General features: G+C 61.4%; 20 protein-coding genes and 1 pseudogene. 10 read left to right on the forward strand and 11 right to left on the reverse strand.

Features of this window, described 5'->3' with window-relative positions:
* Positions 1 to 180: 180 nt before the first annotated feature.
* On the forward strand, positions 181 to 1,326 hold the full coding sequence (locus tag K1567_RS04005; protein ID WP_034097416.1) for a MalY/PatB family protein: 1,146 nt from the start codon (positions 181 to 183) through the stop codon (positions 1,324 to 1,326).
* A 21-nt stretch (positions 1,327 to 1,347) separates the two neighbouring features.
* On the opposite strand, the gene K1567_RS04010 is transcribed toward K1567_RS04005, so the two are convergent.
* From K1567_RS04010 to K1567_RS04045, 8 genes and pseudogenes are all read right to left on the reverse strand, one after another.
* Positions 1,348 to 2,274 carry a FecR domain-containing protein gene (locus K1567_RS04010; protein ID WP_169867875.1) on the reverse strand — a complete coding sequence of 309 codons (927 nt, stop codon included), beginning with the start codon at positions 2,272 to 2,274 and terminating at the stop codon, positions 1,348 to 1,350.
* Entirely contained in the window at positions 2,271 to 2,789 is a 519-nt protein-coding gene (locus K1567_RS04015) for a sigma-70 family RNA polymerase sigma factor (RefSeq protein ID WP_034097412.1), read from the reverse strand. The genes K1567_RS04010 and K1567_RS04015 overlap by 4 nt, the downstream gene beginning before the upstream one ends.
* A gap of 92 nt (positions 2,790 to 2,881) precedes the next feature.
* Positions 2,882 to 3,118 (reverse strand): annotated as a pseudogene (locus K1567_RS27880) (hypothetical protein); the annotation flags it as partial.
* 31 nt (positions 3,119 to 3,149) lie between these two features.
* Positions 3,150 to 3,779, reverse strand: coding sequence for a hypothetical protein (locus tag K1567_RS04025; protein WP_034097409.1), 630 nt, complete (start codon positions 3,777 to 3,779; stop codon positions 3,150 to 3,152).
* A gap of 86 nt (positions 3,780 to 3,865) precedes the next feature.
* Positions 3,866 to 5,311, reverse strand: a complete 1,446-nt coding sequence (locus tag K1567_RS04030; protein WP_034097406.1) for a mechanosensitive ion channel family protein — start codon at positions 5,309 to 5,311, stop codon at positions 3,866 to 3,868.
* A 203-nt stretch (positions 5,312 to 5,514) separates the two neighbouring features.
* Positions 5,515 to 6,375, reverse strand: a complete 861-nt coding sequence (locus K1567_RS04035) for a pirin family protein (RefSeq protein WP_034097405.1) — start codon at positions 6,373 to 6,375, stop codon at positions 5,515 to 5,517.
* Positions 6,376 to 7,226: 851 nt separating this feature from the next.
* Positions 7,227 to 8,285, reverse strand: a complete 1,059-nt coding sequence (locus tag K1567_RS04040; RefSeq protein ID WP_220698160.1) for a diguanylate cyclase — start codon at positions 8,283 to 8,285, stop codon at positions 7,227 to 7,229.
* An 80-nt stretch (positions 8,286 to 8,365) separates the two neighbouring features.
* Positions 8,366 to 8,998 (reverse strand): LysE family translocator, encoded by a 633-nt coding sequence (locus K1567_RS04045; protein ID WP_220698161.1) that lies wholly within the window; start codon positions 8,996 to 8,998, stop codon positions 8,366 to 8,368.
* Positions 8,999 to 9,252: 254 nt separating this feature from the next.
* Here K1567_RS04045 and K1567_RS04050 point away from each other — a divergent pair, with 254 nt between their 5' ends.
* From K1567_RS04050 to K1567_RS04075, 6 genes are all read left to right on the forward strand, one after another.
* Positions 9,253 to 10,671 (forward strand): PLP-dependent aminotransferase family protein, encoded by a 1,419-nt coding sequence (locus tag K1567_RS04050; RefSeq protein WP_220698162.1) that lies wholly within the window; start codon positions 9,253 to 9,255, stop codon positions 10,669 to 10,671.
* Positions 10,672 to 10,964: 293 nt separating this feature from the next.
* A complete protein-coding gene (locus K1567_RS04055) occupies positions 10,965 to 12,215 on the forward strand; it encodes a ribonucleotide-diphosphate reductase subunit beta (RefSeq protein ID WP_034114938.1) in 1,251 nt (416 codons plus the stop codon).
* A gap of 87 nt (positions 12,216 to 12,302) precedes the next feature.
* Entirely contained in the window at positions 12,303 to 12,791 is a 489-nt protein-coding gene (locus K1567_RS04060) for a DUF1289 domain-containing protein (RefSeq protein ID WP_034097187.1), read from the forward strand.
* A gap of 93 nt (positions 12,792 to 12,884) precedes the next feature.
* On the forward strand, positions 12,885 to 13,799 hold the full coding sequence (locus K1567_RS04065) for a class I SAM-dependent methyltransferase (RefSeq protein ID WP_169903230.1): 915 nt from the start codon (positions 12,885 to 12,887) through the stop codon (positions 13,797 to 13,799).
* Positions 13,800 to 13,946: 147 nt separating this feature from the next.
* Positions 13,947 to 14,663: a phosphatidylcholine synthase gene (pcsA, locus tag K1567_RS04070; protein WP_034097185.1), complete on the forward strand. Its 717-nt coding sequence runs from the start codon at positions 13,947 to 13,949 to the stop codon at positions 14,661 to 14,663.
* A 170-nt stretch (positions 14,664 to 14,833) separates the two neighbouring features.
* The gene (locus K1567_RS04075; RefSeq protein WP_034097184.1) at positions 14,834 to 15,613 is read left to right on the forward strand and encodes a TSUP family transporter; all 780 of its coding nucleotides are present in this window, start codon (positions 14,834 to 14,836) and stop codon (positions 15,611 to 15,613) included.
* Here the strand turns inward: K1567_RS04075 and nudC are convergent.
* Together nudC and K1567_RS04085 are read right to left on the reverse strand one after the other, a co-directional pair.
* The gene (gene nudC, locus K1567_RS04080) at positions 15,581 to 16,414 is read right to left on the reverse strand and encodes an NAD(+) diphosphatase (protein WP_034097183.1); all 834 of its coding nucleotides are present in this window, start codon (positions 16,412 to 16,414) and stop codon (positions 15,581 to 15,583) included. The two genes, K1567_RS04075 and nudC, sit on opposite strands and share 33 nt — an antisense overlap.
* Positions 16,415 to 16,419: 5 nt before the next feature.
* Entirely contained in the window at positions 16,420 to 17,232 is an 813-nt protein-coding gene (locus K1567_RS04085) for a crotonase/enoyl-CoA hydratase family protein (protein WP_034097182.1), read from the reverse strand.
* A 185-nt stretch (positions 17,233 to 17,417) separates the two neighbouring features.
* Here K1567_RS04085 and K1567_RS04090 point away from each other — a divergent pair, with 185 nt between their 5' ends.
* From K1567_RS04090 to K1567_RS04100, 3 genes are all read left to right on the forward strand, one after another.
* Positions 17,418 to 17,972 (forward strand): UPF0149 family protein, encoded by a 555-nt coding sequence (locus tag K1567_RS04090; protein WP_034137994.1) that lies wholly within the window; start codon positions 17,418 to 17,420, stop codon positions 17,970 to 17,972.
* 91 nt (positions 17,973 to 18,063) lie between these two features.
* Positions 18,064 to 19,320 carry a 3-phosphoshikimate 1-carboxyvinyltransferase gene (aroA, locus tag K1567_RS04095; RefSeq protein ID WP_220698163.1) on the forward strand — a complete coding sequence of 419 codons (1,257 nt, stop codon included), beginning with the start codon at positions 18,064 to 18,066 and terminating at the stop codon, positions 19,318 to 19,320.
* 31 nt (positions 19,321 to 19,351) lie between these two features.
* On the forward strand, positions 19,352 to 19,741 hold the full coding sequence (locus K1567_RS04100) for a hypothetical protein (protein WP_034113272.1): 390 nt from the start codon (positions 19,352 to 19,354) through the stop codon (positions 19,739 to 19,741).
* Between the two features lies 1 nt (position 19,742).
* On the opposite strand, the gene K1567_RS04105 is transcribed toward K1567_RS04100, so the two are convergent.
* A complete protein-coding gene (locus tag K1567_RS04105) occupies positions 19,743 to 20,342 on the reverse strand; it encodes an NAD(P)H-dependent oxidoreductase (protein WP_047881958.1) in 600 nt (199 codons plus the stop codon).
* Positions 20,343 to 20,405: the final 63 nt, after the last annotated feature.

The raw sequence follows: 20,405 nt of genomic DNA on the forward strand, positions 1-20,405 counted from the left end.
ACCAAAATAGCCCGACTCAGATCCAAGCCCCAGCGCGGTGGCGTTTTTATTACAGAACTTGTCGGTCACGGGACGAAGCCATCAATATGCCTGTATTCAGGACCTGTCAGCACCGCTACTGGCATCTGGCATTTATCCCGTTAGAATCAGCCCCCCCCTGCCCTTTGAGACGAGCCGCCCATGAGCTTTGATTTCGACACGATCCACTCCCGCCTCGGCACCGGTAGCACCAAGTGGAGCCGTTACCCGGCAGACGTGTTGCCGATGTGGATCGCCGACATGGACATCGCCGCGCCGCCGGCGGTGCTGCAAGCCCTGCGCGAGCGTCTCGACCAGCAGATCCTCGGCTACAGCGTGGCCGGCCCGCAGGTGCGCCAAGCCATCGTCGACGATTTGTGGGCCAAGTACGCCTGGCGTGTGCTGCCCGAAGAACTGCTGTTCCTGCCCGGCGTCGAACCTGGCTTCAATATGGCGCTGCATGCCTTTGTGCAACCCGGCCAAGCGGTGGTGCTGCAAACCCCCAACTACCGGCCGATTCGCTTGGCGCCGGGGCACTGGAACCTGCCGCGCATCGAAGTGCCGTTTGAGTTCATCAATGGTGAATACCTGACACCTCTGCCCGCCATGCATCAGGCACTGAACGGCGCCGGCGCGCTGCTGCTGAGCAACCCGCACAATCCCATCGGCAAAGTATTCCCCCGCGAAGAACTGCTGGCCGTGGCCAACGCCTGCCTGGACAACGGCGCGCTGATCATCAGCGACGAAATCCATGCCGAACTGTGCTTCGATGGCCGCCGCCATATCCCCACCGCCAGCCTCAGCCCGCAGATCGCCCAGCGCACCATCACCCTGATGTCGGCGAGCAAGGCCTACAACGTGGCGGGCCTGAAGACCTGCTTTGCGGTGATCCAGAACGCCGAGATCCGCGAGCGTTTCAACAACGCGCGCTGCGGTATGGTCGACAGCGTCAGCCCACTGGGCCTGGAGGCCACCCGTGCCGCCTACAGCCAATGCGGCGAGTGGCTCGACGCGCTGGTCAAGTACCTGCAAGCCAACCGTGATTACCTGCTCAATGCCGTGCAAACCCGATTGCCCGGCGTGGTGATGCATGCGCCCCAAGGCACGTTCCTGGCCTGGCTCGATTGCACGGCATTGGGGCTGGACGATCCGCAGCAGTTCTTTCTGGAACAGGCCAAGGTCGGCTTGAGCGCGGGGATCGAGTTCGGCGACGACAGCCAGCAATTCGTGCGCCTGAACTTCGGTTGCCCGCGGGCGATGTTGGAGGAAGGCTTGCAGCGCATGGAGCGGGCGTTGCGCGAGCGTTAACCGACTGAGCCGGGGCGGCTCTCAGCTGAGGCGCCGACCTGGGGTGAGTGTCACCCAATAACGGGTGCGGGCATGTACCTCCAACCCTAACGTCGAGGCCAGCAGGTTGAGGATGCGATCGGTGTCCTCCAACCGAAAGCTGCCGGTGACCCGCAGCGCTTCCAGGCTCGGGTCCCAGCGCAGCACGCCAGGACGGTAGCGTTCCAGTTCCCGCAAAAAATCCCCCAGCGCCTGGTTCTGCGCGGTCAGTACTCCGTCGCGCCAGCCCAATTGCAGCACGTCGAACGGCACCCAGGCGCCGAGCCCAGTGGCTTGCAAGGGCGCTTGCTGGCCGCCTTGCAACGTCGCCAATTGCCCGTTCAGGTCACGTACCTGCACCGCCCCCTTGAGCACCGAGACGCGGCAACCGGCCGCCAGTTGCCGAACGCACACCTGGGCCTGGCCGACCCGCAGTTGGCCATAACGCGTGTTTACGGTGATCGCCGAGGGGCCTGGCACATCAAGCGCCAGTTCACCGTCGACCAGAGTGATTTGCCGCTGCGCCAGGTCCATGTCCACCGCTGTGGCAGTGTTGAGCTGCAAGTTGGCGCCATCGGCCAACGACAGGTGTTTGCGCTCGCCGGTGGCGGTATGCAGGTCTGCGCGCCAGGTTTCGAGCGGCAGCTGACGGCTGATCAGCCAGGCAGTCGGCACCAGCGCCGCCACCCCCAGCGCACGCTTGAGCACCGCGCGCCGCCCCGGTTGCGGGCGATCCAGACTGGCCATCGCCAGCGCCTGGGGCAAACCGTTGAAGCGCTGGCGCAAGGTCTGGGCTTTTTGCCAGGTCTGCTCATGCTGAGGATGGCTGTCGCGCCAGTGCTGCAACGCGACGTGATCGCGCTCAGTGGCCGCGCCGGACTCCAGCAACGCCAACCACTGCGCCGCCGCGCGCGCGACGTCGCGACTCATAGGTCCACCAGCAGGCAATGCTCATACGCCTGGGCCATGTAACGCTTGACCGTGCGCTCAGACACCTCAAGCCGCTCGGCAATCTCGCGATACCCCAGGCCTTCCAGCTGGCTCCAAAGAAACGCGCGACGCACCAGCACCGGCAAGCCGTCGAGCAACTCATCCAGGGCTTGCAGGGTTTCCAGCAGCAGCCAACGCTGCTCTGGCGACGGCACACAGGCTTCGGGCAAGGTGGCCAAGGCATTCAGATAGGCCTGTTCCAGGCTGCGGCGCTGATGGAAATTCACCAGCAAACGCTTGCCCACCGTCACAAGATAAGCACGCGGTTCCTGCATCTGCGCAATGGGCTGGGCACTGGCCAATACCCGCAGGAACGTATCCTGGCTCAAGTCCGCCGCATCCCAGGCATTGCCCAAGCGCCGCCGCAGCCAGTTTTCCAACCAACTGCGATGATCGCGATACAAGCTCGACAGCGTCAGTTCAGCGGCTTGCGTAGGGACAACAGCATCATTCATGGCAAACAACCTGCGCAGCGCGAGTGAGTCTCAAATGAGATTCATTCTATTTAATATCGCGCCGTACTACCACGATCTTTTCAACATTACATTCAGCGCATCGATGCCTTTTGCCGCAGCAAGCCGATAAATAACCCCAGTTCTCGGCTGACGGAATCACCTTTGCGCATCAGTACGCCAAACGGCGCCAGACGCACAGTCAGGTCCACCGGCAGCGACTTGCGACGAGTCAACCGGCCTTGCTCAAGCAATTGGATCGCTTGATCACTGGTGTCACCCATGATGCGGATGCGCAGTTGCCGGCCGAGCGTTTTGATCTGCTGGATGGCGGGCTGTTCGTGAACCTGCAGTAAAAAGCCTTTACCGCGGCGCGCCAACCTCCTTGATGACGAAGGTGGTTGGCACGATGTTGGCAACCGACAGGGTAAATTCGCGGTTGTTCTTCATAAAGGTCCAGACTGGTGAATTCTCTCGACTGTCGAGGGTTTCCTTGTGTAAGGCGGCGTCCGGCAAAGCCAACATGAAATCGACCTCAGCGTAAGAGCCGATCGAATACCCCTCCATTTTTATGCTGACACCCAGGCGCTCATCGGTCCACACACCTGCGCGGGTCATAGTCTTGGTGAGTGTCTTGAACGGGGTGGGGATGGCGCTGACCTTCTCGTTCAGATCCGCGAGTTGTTTCTCAAGGCGCTGATAATCGGCCTTCGGCACGTATAGCCGGTTGACTTGGTCGACGGGTAAATAGTGCGTGTCCACCTCGCTCTTCTTTATGTAATCCGTGGCAAGGCTGGCAAGCGGCAGATACGACGCCGCCAGATCCTTCCGAGGGATGTACTGCGCTGTCAGATCCTTTTGGGAATAAAAGGAATCGGCCGGGCCAAATCTAAGCCCGAAGAATGTGGCGACAGTGACGGCCGCTCCTGACAGTGCGATAGCTGCACCGATGATCACCGGCCAAGAGTAAGTTGTGGGGGTAGTTTGATTCATGGGTAATGCGTTCCTTATCAAAGCGGCTGAGCCTTCGCGGAAGGCTCGTCATGCCACAAAATTGCCGGCGTCATGCCTGGCGACGATCACAGGCCGCGCGTGCGCAACCACTGCAAAAAGCCTTTCTTCACTGGCACCACCGGGGCTTCCTGGGTCAGAGCCTGGGCGGCGTGTACGCGGAAATCCAGCAGGGTTTTCATGGCGTCGCCAATGTCGTGGCGCGCATCCAGGCACGGCGTCAGGTATTCCTTCTCGATGCGGTACAGGGTGCAGAAGGTCTTGGCGGTGAAATCCGCCAGGGTCGCCTCGTCGGACAGGATGCCCGCCTCGCCGATTACCTCGCCAGGGCCCATACGCCCGGCTTCGAACTTATGCCCGCCTTTGGTGAGCATCACCGAGACCACGCCGGATTCGACGATAAACAAATGATCGCTGACCTCGCCCGCCGGCAGGATCATCTCGCCGGCGCGATAGGTGCTCAGGGTCATGTTTTGGCTGAAGGTTTCCTTCTCTTCCTGGCGCAAGGTGGAGAAAATCGTCGAACTGTCCAACAGCGCCCGTGCCCGTGAGGTCACCACCGGCGTGGCGCTCTCGGTGGCCGACAACAGACTCACCCCAGCCGCTTGCAGATGACGGAATGCCAAGTCATACAGTTGGTTGCGTACTTCGCGTTTGAGTGGCATGGCCGGCACGAACCCGCTGATTTCATACTCCACCCCGCCACTGGCGGACGTTTTGAATGCCACGCTGGGTGCCGGCTTGGCCAGCAACGGCCGGCAGCCTTGCATGGCGCGCTCCAACGCTTCGATCACCGTTTGCGGGCGCGCATGGGGGCTGACTTGCAGGCTGACGGCCAAACCGAACATATCCGCCGGACGCGAAAAATTGATGATCTTAGCCTTGGCCGCCAGGGAATTGGGGATCACCGCCATGCTGCCCTGGGAGGTTTGCAGGCGTGTGGCGCGCCAGTCGATATCGGTGACGCGGCCTTCGGTGCCGTCGATGGAGATCCAGTCATCCAGTTGGTAAGGCTTGGTGGTGTTGAGCACGATTCCGGAAAATACATCGCTCAAGGTGCTTTGCAGCGCCAAGCCGACAATGATCGCCACCGCGCCGGACGTAGCGAGCACGCCTTTGACTGGCAGGTCGAGCACATAGGCCATGGCGGCGATGATCGCGATCAGGAAAATCACCGCGCCCATCAAATCCTGCAACAGTCGCCCGGTATGGCCGACCCGCTGCATCATCAAGGTGCCGAGCAACACCGTGAGCGTACGCGCCGCGAACAGCCACCAGCCGATCTGCAACGCCGTGGCGGCCAGGTGCAGCGCGGTGTTGTCGGCATAAGGCGCCAACTGCATGGGGTTCATGCCGTCGTTAAACAATACGGCGCTGAACACCGCGAAAATCAGCAGCCGCGCCGCCAACTTCCAGTTGTCCAGGTTGGGGGAAATAAGTCGCCACACGGCGATGTCAATCAGGATCAGCGCCAAGGCGCACAGCATCGGGTGATCAGCGATAAACGAGGGCATCCAGGCGACTCCAGGGCGAATGACGGGAAGATCGCATGAAATGAGATTGTCGGAAACAAATTGTATCGGGATGGAATGGGGCTGCTACGCAGCCCAGCGCAGGGCAAGCCTGCCCACCACAAAAAGCGCGCAAAAAACCGCATCTGTGCTGAGCGAGCTTGCCTCGCGCTAGGCCGGTTTATTCACCACAAAATTTGGGGCGCTCACATCCGCCCGAATTTGCCGGATTGGAAATCAGCAAACGCTTGGTGGATCTCCTGCTCGGTATTCATCACAAACGGCCCATGCCCAACGATGGGCTCATCAATCGGCTCGCCGCTGAGCAGCAACACCTTGGCGTCGTCGTTGGACTCCAATGTCACCTGGCGGCCATCGCGTTCGAACAGCGCCAATTGCCCTTGGCGCGCGATTTCCTGCCCATTGATCAGCAGCGTGCCGCGCAGGATCACCAGGGCGGTATTACGCCCTGCATGCAAGTCCAGGGTGACCGGTTTGCCCGGATTAAGGCGCAGATCCCACACATCAATAGGCGTAAAAGTGCGCGCCGGGCCGCTGGCACCGGCGAATTCACCGGCAATCAGGCGCAACTGTCCGGCGTCGTTGGCCAGGGGCAGTACCGGGATATCGGCGTCGACAATTGTCTGATAGCCCGCCTCGGCCATTTTGTCCTTGGCCGGCAGGTTGACCCACAGTTGCACCATCTCCAGCGCGCCGCCACGGCGGGCAAAGGCTGGGGAATGGAATTCCTCATGCAGGATACCCTTGGCCGCCGTCATCCATTGCACGTCGCCCGGGCCGATGGTGCCGCCGGCGCCGGTGGAATCACGGTGCTCGACTTCGCCGTCGTAAACGATGGTTACGGTTTCAAAACCGCGATGGGGGTGCTGGCCGACACCGCGACGCTGTTCGGTCGGCGTGAATTCGGCCGGGCCGGCGTGGTCCAGCAGCAGGAACGGGCTGATGTGTTTGCCTAGCGAGTCGTAGGAAAACAGCGTGCGCACTGGAAAACCATCCCCCACCCAATGACCGCGAGGACTGGTATAGATGCCGATTAACTTTTTCATGATGTACCTCCAAAGTGGGTACACCATAAGACCGGCGAAGCGTAAGCACTAGACGGCAAACCTGGCCTGGATTGTCCTATGTATAGGACAGTTCAACAGGCAGGCGCGCGCACCGCCAACTCCGACCAGCCAAATACTTGATATATCACCAGCGCCCACACCTCGCGCAGCGCCATCAGCGTCACGCCTCTGGACACAATGCGCTGCGGGCGCAGGCGCATGCTGTTGCGTCAGGTATAGGTGGAGCCGACGACCAGCCCAGCCCCTTGATCAACGGCCCACCGCCCATCGGCGCCACTTAGATCGCATGGAGCATGCCGATTATGGTCAGTGCCAGATTGTCGAAACGTCCCACATAACCGCCGGATAAGCTCTACTCCCCCGCCCTGCAAACCGCTGCAAAGTCCCTCGCCTGATCACACAATGCGAGGGATTGCATATGGTTTGTTTCGTGAAGCTTCTTGGCCGAGAGCGGAATGGTACAACTTAGATATTTCCAGAGATTTTCTACGTGACGTTTACGTTCTCGCTCAGGGCCGTTTGGAAAGGCGACCTCCAAAAAGCCAGCCGAGAAGACCCATCAACAGGGTAAGAACACCCACCACCTCGCCGACTACCCCGCCCCTGTGGTCAGCGAGCTTGCCCGCGCTGGGCCGCGCAGCGGCCGGCCCGGACGGTTGGGTATTTCAGGTGTGTCGGTGCTGTCTGTGTTTGGGGCTGCTACGCAGCGCAACGCAGGGCAAGCCTGCTCACCACAACGACAGGCTCAAGTTTCGAGTTAACCTACGGCGCTCATTCGTAGGGAATGAGCGCCAGCGTAGCGCTGCTTTTTCACCCCACTCTCACCCCCACTAAACCGACCGCAACCAACTCCCCTGCGCTGCGCTGACGCGGTTACGCCCGCCGCTTTTGGCCTGGTACAACGCCAGGTCGGCGTCGTTGAGCCAACTGATGGAATCGGCATGCCCCGGTTGGTAAGGCGCCAGGCCAATGCTCAGGCTGGCGCGCAGAGTGGGGTTTTGGTCGTAGGTCAGCGCATTGAAGCGATCACGCAGCGTATCCATAGCTTGCGTGGCGCGGTTGAGCGGCATGTCCGACAAGATCACGCAGAATTCATCGCCGCCATATCGCCCCGCTTGGTCGGTGCTGCGCAGGTTCTGGCGCAGTACCTTGCTGAGCTGACGTAACACGATGTCGCCGGTCACGTGGCCGTAGGTGTCATTGATGAGTTTGAAGTGATCGATGTCGATCAAGGCAATCACCGCGCCCTGCTGTCCATCGCGACAGCGCTGGAACTCGTTCTCCAACTGATCTTTCCACGCGCCGTGGTTGAGCAGCCCGGACAAGCTGTCAGTACGGCTCAGGGCCAACAGTTCGCGCTTGTGGCGGGACAGGTTCTGGGCCTGGCGATAGCAGATCCAACCGAGCGCCAATGGATACAGCATCAGGATCGGCAGGCAGGCATATAGCTGGGTCTGGCTGGTCATGGCGATAAAACCCGGCGCCACCCACCACCACCCGATGGCGACACCCAGCGCCTGCGCCAGCCAGCCGGCCAACACAAAGCGCGGCCCGCCAATGGATACGTTGTTCATGGACATCATCGACAGCACGGTGACACTGGGCAGCGGATTGAAATGCATGGCGGCGACCCAGAAGCCTCCGCAGAACGAGTCGAACAGCAGATGGCGGCGCTCGCTGTGAAGGGTCTGGCTGGCGCGTTTGGTCAGTTGAAACGATACATGGGGCCAGACAAACGCGTTGATCAGCATCCAGGCCCATATCCACGGCGGAGGCTCCAGGGGGGACATGGCAAAAACCACGCACACCACGCCCAAGGCCAATCCCAAGGCACGGGTTTTGTAGAGGCGTATGGCGAGCGGAAGTCCTTTTCCTCCGACGCTGGGCATGGCGGGGGTCAATCCTGGAGGAATGCCTCGAGTCTATCAGGGCGGCGGCAAATTGCCACCACGACCGATAAAGGCGTTGCTCAGTGGGAGAAACCCCGCGCAAGCATTAATGCGACCCCCAACAGCAGCACCGCCGTGGCGCGCTGCAACAACACGCGGCGCTGGGGGTTTTCCAGCACATGCTTGATGCGCTGACCGAAGTAGCAATACAAGCAGCCGCTGGCGAATTGCAGCAGCAGAAAGGTCAGCCCGAGGATGGCGATGTCCGCCGCCGAGCTGTGCTCCCCGGCCCCGGCGAACTGCGGCAACACCGCGCTGAACATAATGATGGTCTTGGGGTTGGAAAACCCAGTCAGCAAGCCTTTGCCAAACAGGCTGCGCGAACCTTCCACGGCTCCTGCCCTGTCGATCGACACGCCGTTGCTGGTCCACTGTTTGTAGGCCAGGTACAGGATGTAGGCGACGCCGACAAACTGGATGGTCTGAGTAATGGCCAGATTGCCCTTGATCAGTTCCGAGAAGCCCACGGCAAAGATCAGGATCGAAATCAGGTACGACACACTGGCGCCGATCTGCGCCGGGATCGAACTGCGCAGTCCGTCCTTCAAGCCCAGGCTCAGCAAGAGCAGGGTCATGGGGCCAGGGCTGAAGGTCATGGTGGCGCAAAACAACAGAAAGTAGAGAAACGAGGACAGCGTTAATGAGGTTGTCATGATCCTGGTCCTTGGGTAGGAGAGTCGACTGTCTTGGCCTTGAGCCCCCTCTTCGACTCTCAGCGGTTTCTGGATGCGCACATATAAGTCGTCATAAGAAACGCGGAATCCATTGCTCACTTGCAGGGAAAATCGCCGTATCCAAGCGAGGTGGCCGGCAGTCTAGAGGAGCTACGTTGCACCAGGCAGGTAAAGTGATGCCTAATCCGGCCTCACTTCACCGGTAAAAGCACCAGCAAAGACAAGGAAGGTTTATGTTTGTATCCGCCATCGCCTTTGTGGACGGCACGCCGAAGGTGCAGCAGATCGTCGAAGCGTTCAGCCAGGCTATTGAAAACGGCGAATGGGCACCGGGTAGCAAATTGCCATCGGTGCGCGAGTTGACCCAGACCCTGAGCGTCAGCAAATTCACCCTCAACGAAGCCCTCGACCGTCTGCGCGGCCGCAACCTGCTGACCTCCAGCCAGGGCCGCGGCTACTTTGTGGCGATGGGCAGCACGCGGCCAGCGTCGTCGACCTGGGTCGACCTACTGCCCCAGGACCTGCTCAGCGTCTTGCGTCGCCCGCTGGTGACCACCGACGGCGACCTGCGCCCCGGCGGCGGCCATTTGCCCGAAGCGTGGTTGAACAGCGACGCGCTCCGCCAGGCCATGCGCAGCGTGGTGCGCGCGCCGTCGCTGCGCATCGCCGGGCTGGGTACGCCAGCCGGTCTACTACCGCTGCGCCAGGCCCTGCAACACAAGTTGCACGGTGACGGATTGTCGGTGCCGGTGGAGCAAATCATCACCACCCCTAACACCGTGCAAGGCTTGGACATGCTTATGCGCCTGCTGGCGCGCCCCGGCGATACGGTGTTGCTGGATGCCCCGTGTTATTTCAACTTCCACGCCAATTTGGCGCTGCATGGGGTCAAGGTGGTGACCATCCAGCGTCGCCCGGACGGTTTCGACTTTACCGCTCTGGAACAGCTGCTGGCCGAACACCGTCCCAACCTGTACCTGACCACCAGCGTGCTGCATAACCCCACCGGCCATTCGTTCAGCCCGAGCCAAGCGTTCCGCCTGCTGCAGCTGACCCAGCATTACCACTGCCATATTGTCGAAGACGACCTCTACGGTGACTTGCACCCCAACCCACCGCCACGCCTGGCCAGCCTCGCCGGTCTTGAGCAGGTGACTTACCTGTCGGGGTTTTCCAAGATCCTCAGCGCCAACACCCGCGTCAGCTACGTGGTGGCCGCGCCGCAATTGGCGGCCAACCTGACCAATATGAAGTTGATGAGCGGCGGCGTGACCTCGGAGCTGTTCGAGCAGATCGTCTACCGCATGCTCAGCGAAGGCAGCTACGCCAAGCACCGCAAACGCATGGTGCAACGGCTGATGGAGGCCGGTGGTCGCGTGGAGCAATGGCTCAGGCGTTGTGGTTGTGAACTGCCGATGGCCTACGAAGGCGGCATGTTTATCTGGGCGCGCCTACCGCCGGGGGTAAACGGCGAACTACTGGCCCAGGAGGCGTTGAAACGCAGCATGGTGCTGGCGCCGGGGGCGTTATTCGGCTACGACCCGATCCATCGCGATTCGATGCGCTTTAATGTGGCCCACAGCGACGACGCGCGCGTGCAGCGTGTCTTCGAAGCCCTGCTGCGTGAGGGTGCCGGCAAGTCTGGCGACTGATGCGGCCTAGGCTATACGTCGATTTTTTGCTTCGTCGTGTCCTCGTGCAGCCGTCAGGCGATGCGCCCAGCCCTTTACAAGCATGCGACGACGTATCCTGCTTGGCGGGTTTGACCAAGCCTGTTACACACCATATAGTGTGCCCACAAACAAAACAGACCACTACATAGTGTGCGACATCGGTGTTAACCGACCACACTCTGCGCAGTATTTCAATGCCTTGAAGCCTGCAAATCATCTAATTTTTGGACGGGCCCACCCCCCGTCAGAACAGACCAGGAAGGAATATTTCGATGCTGAGTTGGGATGAAGTCGACAACGAAGACACCGGCCCAGCGGTGATCAAAGGCGCCAACGCCGGCCACGCCACCGAAGCCAACATGGACCGCCTCGACGGTGCCGGCGCCGCCGCCGCCATTGAAGCCCGCGCCGTCACCGCCAATGACTCCGCCGCCATCGTGCGCGCCAAGGCCGCCCTGGACAAACTGGACATCGCCGAAGGCCTCGCCGAACTCGAAGGCGCCTCCGCCCGCGTCGCCGTCGACGAAAAGCGCATGATCAACTGCCGCGCCGACCTCAACCAGCTGGTGCCCTTCAAGTACGACTGGGCCTGGCAGAAATACCTCGACGGCTGCGCCAACCACTGGATGCCGCAAGAGGTCAACATGACCGCCGACATCGCGCTGTGGAAAAACCCTGAAGGCCTTACCGACGACGAACGCCGTATCGTCATGCGTAACCTGGGCTTCTTCTCCACTGCCGATTCGTTGGTCGCCAACAACCTGGTGCTGGCCGTGTACCGCCTGATCACCAACCCGGAGTGCCGCCAGTACATCCTGCGCCAGGCCTTCGAAGAGGCGATCCACACCCACGCCTACCAGTACTGCATCGAATCGTTGGCCATGGATGAAGGCGAGATCTTCAACATGTACCACGAGATCCCATCGGTGGCGAAGAAAGCCGCCTGGGGCCTGAAGTACACCCGTTCGATCTCCGACCCGAAGTTCGAAACCGGCACCGTCGACACCGACAAAGAACTGCTGCGCAACCTGGTCGCCTACTACTGCGTACTGGAAGGCATCTTCTTCTATTGCGGCTTCACCCAGATCCTCTCAATGGGCCGCCGCAACAAAATGACCGGCGTGGCCGAGCAGTTCCAATACATCCTGCGCGACGAATCGATGCACCTGAACTTCGGTATCGACGTGATCAACCAGATCAAAATCGAAAACCCACACCTGTGGGATGCCGAGATGAAGGAAGAAGCGACCCAGATGATCCTGCAAGGGACCCAACTGGAGATCGAATACGCGCGCGACACCATGCCGCGCGGTGTATTGGGCATGAACGCGGCGATGATGGAGGATTACCTCAAGTTCATCGCTAACCGTCGCCTGTCGCAGATTGGCTTGAAGGAAGAGTATCCAGGGACCACCAACCCGTTCCCATGGATGAGCGAGATCATGGACTTGAAGAAAGAGAAAAACTTCTTCGAAACCCGCGTGATCGAGTACCAGACCGGCGGTGCGCTGAGCTGGGACTGATCCACGAACACGCATCAATGTGGGAGCGGGCTTGCCCGCCCCAACATGGGCGCCGCGGGGCGCTACAGACTTTGCTAATAGCCTTTTATGCCTAACCAAACCATCAAGACCCCCTGCGTCGGCCTGTGCTCCACCGTGTACGGTGACCTGGTCTGCCGGGGTTGCAAGCGTTATCACCATGAAGTGATCCAGTGGAATGGCTACAACGCCGAGGAAAAGCGCGCGGTGTGGCAGCGTCTGGAGCAGTTGCTGGTGCAGGTGATGGCCAGCAAGTTGGAAGTGTTCGACCCCGAACGCTTGCGTCAGCAGTTGCAGGACCGCCAGATCCGTTTTATGCCCCAGCAGTCGCCATATTGCTGGGCGTATCAGTTGATCGCGCGCGGTGCGCGGGTGATCTCCCGCCTGGATGCTTACGGTCTGGCGCTGTTGCCGGAGTTTCGCGAACGCCATCTGGCGGATTTGCGCGATGCCATTGATCGGGAGTTTTTCCTGTTGTCCGAGGCGCATTACCAGCGATATATCGCGCCGAATTTCCTCAAGGACGCCTTTGGGCCTGCTCTGATTGCCGCCTTGTAGCGCTCAAATTCAGGCCGTTGTGTGTCACTTCATACCGCTCCAATCCTCGCGTGTGGTTAAAATGCCGCCCGCTCAACAACCCGATGCTCAACGATGACCCCAGACGCACTCGCTACCCTCCACGCTCACCTGCTGACGGCCCTGGCCAACCCGCCCAGTGAAACCCGACGCCTGTTCCACGGCCGTGGCCGTTGCTGGCCGGGCCTGGAGCAACTGACGGTGGATTGGTTGCAAGGCGTGCTGCTGGTCTCGTTATTCAAGGAGCCGCAGGCGGCACAGCTGGAAGCCCTGAAACAGCTGCTGCAAAGCGAGTTCAGCGCGCACACGGTTGCCCTGCAACACCGTTACTTGCCACAAAGCACCACCGAATGGCTGGTGGGGCAAGCGATCGACGAGCGGATCATCACCGAGGGCGGCCTGCGTTACCTGATCGACCTGGGTAAAAAGCAGAACACCGGGTTGTTCCTCGATATGCGCTACGGGCGCCAATGGGTGCGCGAACAGGCCAAGGGCCAGCGCGTGCTCAATCTGTTTGCCTACACCTGCGGCTTTTCCGTGGCGGCCATCGAAGGCGGTGCCGAGCATGTGGTGAATCTGGACATGGCGCGCGGCGCCCTGAGCCGTGGCCGCGATAATCATCGGCTCAACGGCCATGACCTGAGCGGCGTCACGTTTCTTGGCCATGACCTGTTCAAATCCTGGGCAAAAGTGATCAACAACGGCCCCTATGATCTGGTGATCATCGACCCGCCATCGTTCCAGAAAGGCAGTTTTCTGCTGACCAAGGACTATCAGCGCGTGCTGCGACGCCTGCCGGAACTGCTGACCGCTCAGGGCACGGTGCTGGCGTGCATGAACGATCCGGCCTTCGGCGAAGACTTCCTGATCGATGGCGTGACCCGCGAAGCGCCGGGGCTGCATTTCGTACAGCGCCTGGCGAACCCGCCGGAATTTCCCGACGTCGACCCACAAAGTGGCCTCAAAGCCCTGGTGTTTCGCCAGAGCTGATGCCGAAACGTCCTACGCTTGCTACCCTAAGCAAGACGCCGGGCGGTGAACCTTATCCCCCCCTTCCCGGTCGATACCTGCATTCCCCGGCCAGACTCGACCGCGTCACGTTGTCGGCTGCCCCGTTCCACCTTTGGAGAACCGCCCGTGATATCGACCCTGCATGTAGCCAGAATCAAAGCCTGGGGCGCCCACGGCTTTACCGCCACCGGTGTGGTCCTGGCCTTCCTGGCCACCCTGGCCCTGCTGGAAAACTCGCCTAAGGCTTGCCTGCTGTGGCTGGGCCTGGCGCTGGTGGTGGATGGCCTCGACGGCTCCCTGGCGCGGCGCGTCAATGTCAGCACGGTGCTGCCGAGCTTCGACGGTTCGGTGCTGGATTTGGTGATCGATTACCTCACCTACGTGTTTATCCCCGCGCTGTTTATCTACCGCTACATCGACCTGCCGGAGTTCACCCATCTGTTTACCGTGTCGGTGATCCTGGTGTCGTCCTTGTTCTGCTTCTGCAACGTCAATATGAAAAGCAAGGACAACTACTTCGTCGGCTTCCCCGCCGCCTGGAACGTGGTAGCCCTGTGCGTGTACATCATCCAGCCGGACGCGTGGGTCACCTTGCTGACGGTCATCGGTTTGGCCCTGCTGACCGTCACGCCGATGAAGTTTCTGCACCCGTTTCGGGTCAAGCGCTTTATGCCGATCAATATCGCGGTGACCACCATCTGGTTGCTGTGCAGCTTTTTGATGGTCGTGGATTATCCCAACACCAATCCGTGGACATTCGGCTTGTGGTCGCTGATGTCGGCGTACTTTCTGGGGATTTGCATCTGGCGCACCGCGCTGGAGTGGCTGGGCACCCACAAATAGCCAAATAGGTGGGATGGGGCTGCCCCCGATGGCGATGTGTCAGTCAGCTTATCTGTCACTGATACACCGCAATCGGGGGGTAGGCACCCTCCCACAGTTGGTTCAGCATACATTCGGCAGGTAAGATGGCGACCTTCCGCATAGCGCCCTGCCAACCATAAGCCCTGCCCATGCCCTTCGAACTCAGCGTTGACCTCACCACCCTCGCCATCCTCGCCATCGTGGCCTTTATTGCCGGTTTTATCGATGCCATCGCCGGCGGTGGCGGGCTGTTGACCACCCCCGCGCTGCTCACCGCCGGCATGCCGCCGCACTTGGTGCTGGGCACCAACAAGCTCAGTTCCACGTTCGGCTCGGCCACCGCCAGTTTCACGTTTTACCGCCGCAAGCTGTTTCACCCGCGTCAATGGATGCACGCCATCGTCGGCACGCTGGTGGGCGCGCTGGCCGGTGCGGTGGTCGCCCACTACCTGCCAGCCGAGGCCCTGAACAAAATGCTGCCGGTGATCGTATTCGCCTGCGGCCTTTACCTGCTGTTCGGCGGCACGCCCAAGGCGCCGCTGGACGTCGACGCGCCGATCAAGAAAAAGTGGCAGGCCACCCAAGGCTTCGGCCTGGGCTTCTACGATGGCGTAGCAGGCCCGGGCACCGGGGCGTTCTGGACCGTCAGCACCCTGCTGCTGCACCCCATCGACCTGGTCAAGGCCAGCGGTGTGGCGCGCAGCATGAACTTCGTCAGCAACGCGGCAGCGCTGTCGGTGTTTATCTTCAACGGTTCGGTGGACTGGATAGTCGGCCTGGCGATGGGGATTTCCGTGATGGGCGGGGCCTTCTTTGGCGCTCGCAGCGCGATCAGCGGCGGCGCCAAATTCATTCGTCCGGTGTTTATCACCGTGGTCCTCGGCCTGACCGTGCGCTTAGCCTGGCAGCACTGGTTCAGCGTGGCCTAAGCGGCGCGCCACATAGAGGTCGATCAGGTAGCGCGCAATCGAACGCGACGCCGGCAACGGCGGCAGGTCATGGATGTTGAACCACTGCGCGTCCTCGATCTCGTCGGCCTGGGGCACGATGTCGCCACCGGCGTACTCGGCATGGAAGCCGAGCATCATCGAATGGGGGAACGGCCAGCACTGGCTGCCCATGTACTGGATATTCTGTACCTCCACCTGCACTTCCTCGCGCACCTCGCGAATCAGGCAGTCTTCGGCCGACTCCCCCGGCTCGGCAAACCCGGCCAACGTGCTGTAGACCCCGGTCACAAAGCGCGGCGAACGGGCCAGCAGGATTTCGTCGCCACGGGTCACCAGCACGATCATGCTCGGCGAGATGCGCGGGTAACTGCGTAGGTCGCACGCCTGGCAATACATTGCGCGTTCGCGTGGCACTTGCACCATGGCCAGGCCGCAGCTGCCGCAAAAGCGGTGCTCGCGGGCCCAGGTGCCGATCTGCGCGGCGTAACCCAGCACTTTGTACAGGGTGTGATCGCCTTGCAGCATAAAACCGCGCAAGCCCTGCCAACTGCAGCCGAGCACATCGCTGGGGGCGTTTAGCTCCAGCAGGTACACCGGCTCGCCGTCGAGGTGGCCGATACCGTGTTCGGCGAACACCGAAAGGTCCTGACGCTTGAGCCACTCCCGCGGAAACAGCGGGCCATTGGCGTCATGTAAAAAGCCTTCGCGGCTGCGGGCGACAGCCCAGCCGCCAGGGGTGTCGTTGTCCAGAAGCGTTGTGGTAATCCAGCCTGGGGTCATGTCTATCAATCCACGAATTCGGGTGTCTGCTTGCTCATATGGGCCGCGATGGCCACACGCAGGTCGTTGGATTGCAACATAGCCGAGTTCCAGGTGGCAACGTATTCCAGCCCGTCATTGACCGTATGGTCACGCATATAGCTGATCATTGCCTTGGTGCCGGTCACGGCAATCGGCGATTTGGCCGCGATGTCCCGAGCGATCTCCAGCACGCCGGCCAACAGGCTGTCGTGATCGGCATACACACGGTTGACCAGGCCGATGCTTCGCGCCTCTTCTGCGCCGAACATGCGCCCGGTGTAAGCCAGTTCGCGCAGCATACCGTCGCCGATGATGCGCGGCAGGCGTTGCAGCGTGCCGACGTCGGCGGCCATGCCGATATCGATTTCCTTGATAGAGAACTGCGCATCTTCGGCGGCATAGCGCATGTCACAGGCACTGATCAGGTCGATGGCGCCACCGATGCAATAGCCCTGGATCGCCGCCAGCACTGGCTTGCGGCAATTGTCCACGGCATTGAATGAAGCTTGCAGTTCGAGAATCTTGCGCCGCAGCAAGCGCGCGTTGCGGCCCACGTCTTTGCCCAGGTCATTGGCCACCGAGGCCAGCATCATCAGGTCGATACCGGAGGAAAAATGCTTGCCGGCACCGCTGAGCACCACGGCGCGCACGGCATCGGTGTCGTCGATCCATTGGAAAATGTCGATGATCTCGGTCCAGAACGCGGCATTCATCGCGTTGATTTTTTCCGGGCGGTTGATCTGCACATGGGCAACGTTGCCGTTGAGTTCGACGACAAAGGCTTGGTATTCGGACATGGCCATGATCCCTGACTGGCGAAGGAGAAGGCCCAGACTATAACAAGGGTGCGCGACGGCGCATCGGCCAAAAGCGGGACTGGCCAGCGGGATGGAAAAGAGGCTGGATAAAACCCCGCGCACACGCCATCCTTCGTGCTTTGAGCCGCGCAGTGCGCGGCGTTCGACGTTTAAAGGATATGCCCATGCACGCCCAGCCCCTCGCCCCCGCCGATTTCGCCGCCCTGGAAGACACCCTGCTCAAGTACGGCGATGACCACTCCGTGTTGAACGTGGCCGAACTCGACGGCTACTTCACCGCGCTGGTCTCCGGCCCGGCGCCGGTAGACATCGCCGAGTGGTTTCCGGCGATCTGGGGCGGCCAGAACCCCGAGTGGGAAAGCGCCGACGAGGCGCAGCAGTTTCTGGACCTGTGCGTGCGCCACCTCAACACCCTGGCGGCGCAACTGGCCGGCGACGCCCCGGGCTTCACGCCGCGCTTCGACGAAACCGAGCATCGGGCACAGACGGTAACCCTGGCTGAAGAATGGTGCTTCGGCTACATCCGTGGTGCTGCCATCGGTAACTGGCCGCCGCTGCCGACGGAACAGGCAGCGAACCTGGAGAAAATCTCCTGGTGCGCCGAACAGGACAACTTTGAATTGCCCGCCGACCTGGATATCCAGGCCCACCAGCAGCGCGCCGGCCAGATCGAACCGGCGGCGCGGGCGTTGCATGATTACTGGTCGAGCCAGCGCTAAGCCTCGACAGCACGGCATCAATGCCCGATTATTCGGGTCCGCCCCGTCGGCCACTCCGTGCCACCTTGCCTTGAATCAGGAGCCTTGTACCTTGAGTTCGCAGAAAACCGTGACCGTTACCCCGCCCAACGCCCCGCTCATCGGCAAGGTCGCGCCCCCCGGCTCCAAATCCATTACCAACCGTGCATTGCTGCTGGCGGCCCTGGCCAAGGGCACCAGCCGTTTGAGTGGTGCACTGAAAAGCGACGATACCCGCCACATGTCGGTGGCCCTGCGCCAGATGGGCGTGACCATTGAGGAGCCGGACGACACCACGTTCGTGGTCACCGGTCAGGCCAAGTTGCAGTTGCCGGCGCAACCGCTGTTCCTCGGCAACGCCGGCACCGCCATGCGCTTTCTCACCGCCGCCGTGGCCACCGTGCAAGGCACCGTGGTGCTCGATGGCGACGACTACATGCGCAAGCGCCCCATTGGCCCGCTGCTGGCCACCCTCGGGCAGAACGGCATCCAGGTCGACAGCCCGAGCGGCTGCCCGCCAGTCACCGTGCAAGGCACGGGCAAGGTGCAGGCCAAGCGCTTCGAGATCGACGGCGGGTTGTCCAGCCAATACGTATCGGCCCTGCTGATGCTTGCCGCCTGCGGTGAAGCGCCGATTGAAGTGGCGCTGACCGGCAAGGACATCGGCGCCCGTGGCTATGTGGACCTGACCCTGGACTGCATGCGCGCCTTCGGAGCGCAGGTCGATGCCGTCGACGATACCACTTGGCGCGTCGCCCCCACTGGCTACACCGCCCATGACTACCTGATCGAACCCGATGCCTCCGCCGCCACCTACCTGTGGGCCGCCGAAGTGTTGACTGGCGGGCGTATCGACATCGGTGTAGCGGCCCAGGATTTCACCCAGCCGGACGCTAAGGCGCAGGCGGTGATCGCCCAGTTCCCTGACATGCAGGCCATCGTGGTGGGCTCGCAGATGCAGGACGCGATCCCCACCCTGGCAGTGCTGGCGGCGTTCAACAACACCCCGGTACGCTTTACCGAACTGGCCAACCTACGCGTCAAGGAATGTGACCGGGTGCAGGCGCTGCATGACGGCCTGAATGAAATCCACCCCGGCCTGGCGACCATCGAAGGCGACGACCTGCTGGTGGCCAGCGACCCGGCGTTGGCCGGCACCGCCTGCACCGCGCTGATCGACACCCACGCCGACCATCGCATCGCCATGTGCTTTGCCCTGGCCGGGTTGAAGGTGGCGGGCATTCGCATCCAGGACCCGGACTGCGTGGCCAAAACCTATCCCGACTACTGGAAGGCTTTGAGCAGCCTGGGTGTCGCGCTGACCTATTGAGCCCGGCGCGCCGGAATGGGGAGGACTGAACATGAACATTCGCCAACCCTGCCCACCCGGCGCCTGCGTATGCGAGCGCGAACAATTGCTGCAAGCGCCCGACGCGGACCTGCGCATCCTCGGCCTCACCCGCCAGGAAGAAAAACGCCTGCTCGAACGCCTGGAAAACCTGCAAAACCTGCAAGACCTGGAACGCATGCAACAACGCATGTACGAACTGCTGGGCATCCGCGTACACATCGCGCCGGGCCACACCGAAGTCAAAAGCATGCGCGGCATTCAGATCGTCATCGACGACCTGCCCGGGCTATGTCGCAAAACCCGCCAAGCGATTCCGGCGGCGATTCGCCGGGGCATGGAAAAACGCCCGGAGATCGCCTACCGCCTGCTGGACGCCCACGACCTGTTTCGCGACGGGTAAGTCAGCCCGCCACCGTTTCGGCCTTGAACAGCCCCTGGCCCACGGTTCTCGCGGTGCTCAAATGGGCCTCTGCGCTGCCGCTTTCCGAGTCCAGTAGCAGGTCGGACGTGAGCACCTTCGCGCCACAGTAATCAAAGATGCCGTAGTCAATCTGCGTGTGCATCGATTGGGCATAACCATGCCGTTCGTACGCGCTGAAGTCCGCCGCGCCAAGCGCCAGCAGGTGCACGTGTAAATGCCCGAGTTTTTTCACCACCGGGGTGTCCGGGCCGTAGTCGATGGCCCAACCGTTGACGAATACACGGTCAATCCAACCCTTGAGCAGGCCGGGCATCGACCACCAATAAATGGGAAACACCAGAACCAACGCATCGGCGCGGTCGATGCGGGCCTGTTCGGCCAGCACATCGGCCGGTGGTGCGGCGCGTTCGCGATGCACCCGATGGTCGGCAGCGCTGTAACGCGGGTCGAAGCCCTCGGCGGCGAGGTCGGCGATTTCAGAGGTGTGATCCGATAGGCGCAGGCCATGGGCAACCTGGGCGGCAATGCTGTGGGTCAGGGATTGTGGGTCGTGATGGGCGACAACGATCAGTGCGTGCATGACATTCACTCCGGTTCGGTTTAGGCTCTGGGCTTAAGTTACGAACAGTAAGTTACTTTTGGT

Source organism: Pseudomonas sp. S5F11, assembly GCF_019641515.1.
Lineage (GTDB): Bacteria > Pseudomonadota > Gammaproteobacteria > Pseudomonadales > Pseudomonadaceae > Aquipseudomonas > Aquipseudomonas rhodesiae.

Coding starts and splice junctions, on each gene's coding strand:
- K1567_RS04005 (WP_034097416.1), top strand. CDS start 181: ATGAGCTTTGATTTCGACACGATCCACTCCCGCCTCGGCACCGGTAGC.
- K1567_RS04010 (WP_169867875.1), bottom strand. CDS start 2,274: ATGAGTCGCGACGTCGCGCGCGCGGCGGCGCAGTGGTTGGCGTTGCTG.
- K1567_RS04015 (WP_034097412.1), bottom strand. CDS start 2,789: ATGAATGATGCTGTTGTCCCTACGCAAGCCGCTGAACTGACGCTGTCG.
- K1567_RS04025 (WP_034097409.1), bottom strand. CDS start 3,779: ATGAATCAAACTACCCCCACAACTTACTCTTGGCCGGTGATCATCGGT.
- K1567_RS04030 (WP_034097406.1), bottom strand. CDS start 5,311: ATGCCCTCGTTTATCGCTGATCACCCGATGCTGTGCGCCTTGGCGCTG.
- K1567_RS04035 (WP_034097405.1), bottom strand. CDS start 6,375: ATGAAAAAGTTAATCGGCATCTATACCAGTCCTCGCGGTCATTGGGTG.
- K1567_RS04040 (WP_220698160.1), bottom strand. CDS start 8,285: ATGCCCAGCGTCGGAGGAAAAGGACTTCCGCTCGCCATACGCCTCTAC.
- K1567_RS04045 (WP_220698161.1), bottom strand. CDS start 8,998: ATGACAACCTCATTAACGCTGTCCTCGTTTCTCTACTTTCTGTTGTTT.
- K1567_RS04050 (WP_220698162.1), top strand. CDS start 9,253: ATGTTTGTATCCGCCATCGCCTTTGTGGACGGCACGCCGAAGGTGCAG.
- K1567_RS04055 (WP_034114938.1), top strand. CDS start 10,965: ATGCTGAGTTGGGATGAAGTCGACAACGAAGACACCGGCCCAGCGGTG.
- K1567_RS04060 (WP_034097187.1), top strand. CDS start 12,303: ATGCCTAACCAAACCATCAAGACCCCCTGCGTCGGCCTGTGCTCCACC.
- K1567_RS04065 (WP_169903230.1), top strand. CDS start 12,885: ATGACCCCAGACGCACTCGCTACCCTCCACGCTCACCTGCTGACGGCC.
- K1567_RS04075 (WP_034097184.1), top strand. CDS start 14,834: ATGCCCTTCGAACTCAGCGTTGACCTCACCACCCTCGCCATCCTCGCC.
- nudC (WP_034097183.1), bottom strand. CDS start 16,414: ATGACCCCAGGCTGGATTACCACAACGCTTCTGGACAACGACACCCCT.
- K1567_RS04085 (WP_034097182.1), bottom strand. CDS start 17,232: ATGTCCGAATACCAAGCCTTTGTCGTCGAACTCAACGGCAACGTTGCC.
- K1567_RS04090 (WP_034137994.1), top strand. CDS start 17,418: ATGCACGCCCAGCCCCTCGCCCCCGCCGATTTCGCCGCCCTGGAAGAC.
- K1567_RS04100 (WP_034113272.1), top strand. CDS start 19,352: ATGAACATTCGCCAACCCTGCCCACCCGGCGCCTGCGTATGCGAGCGC.
- K1567_RS04105 (WP_047881958.1), bottom strand. CDS start 20,342: ATGCACGCACTGATCGTTGTCGCCCATCACGACCCACAATCCCTGACC.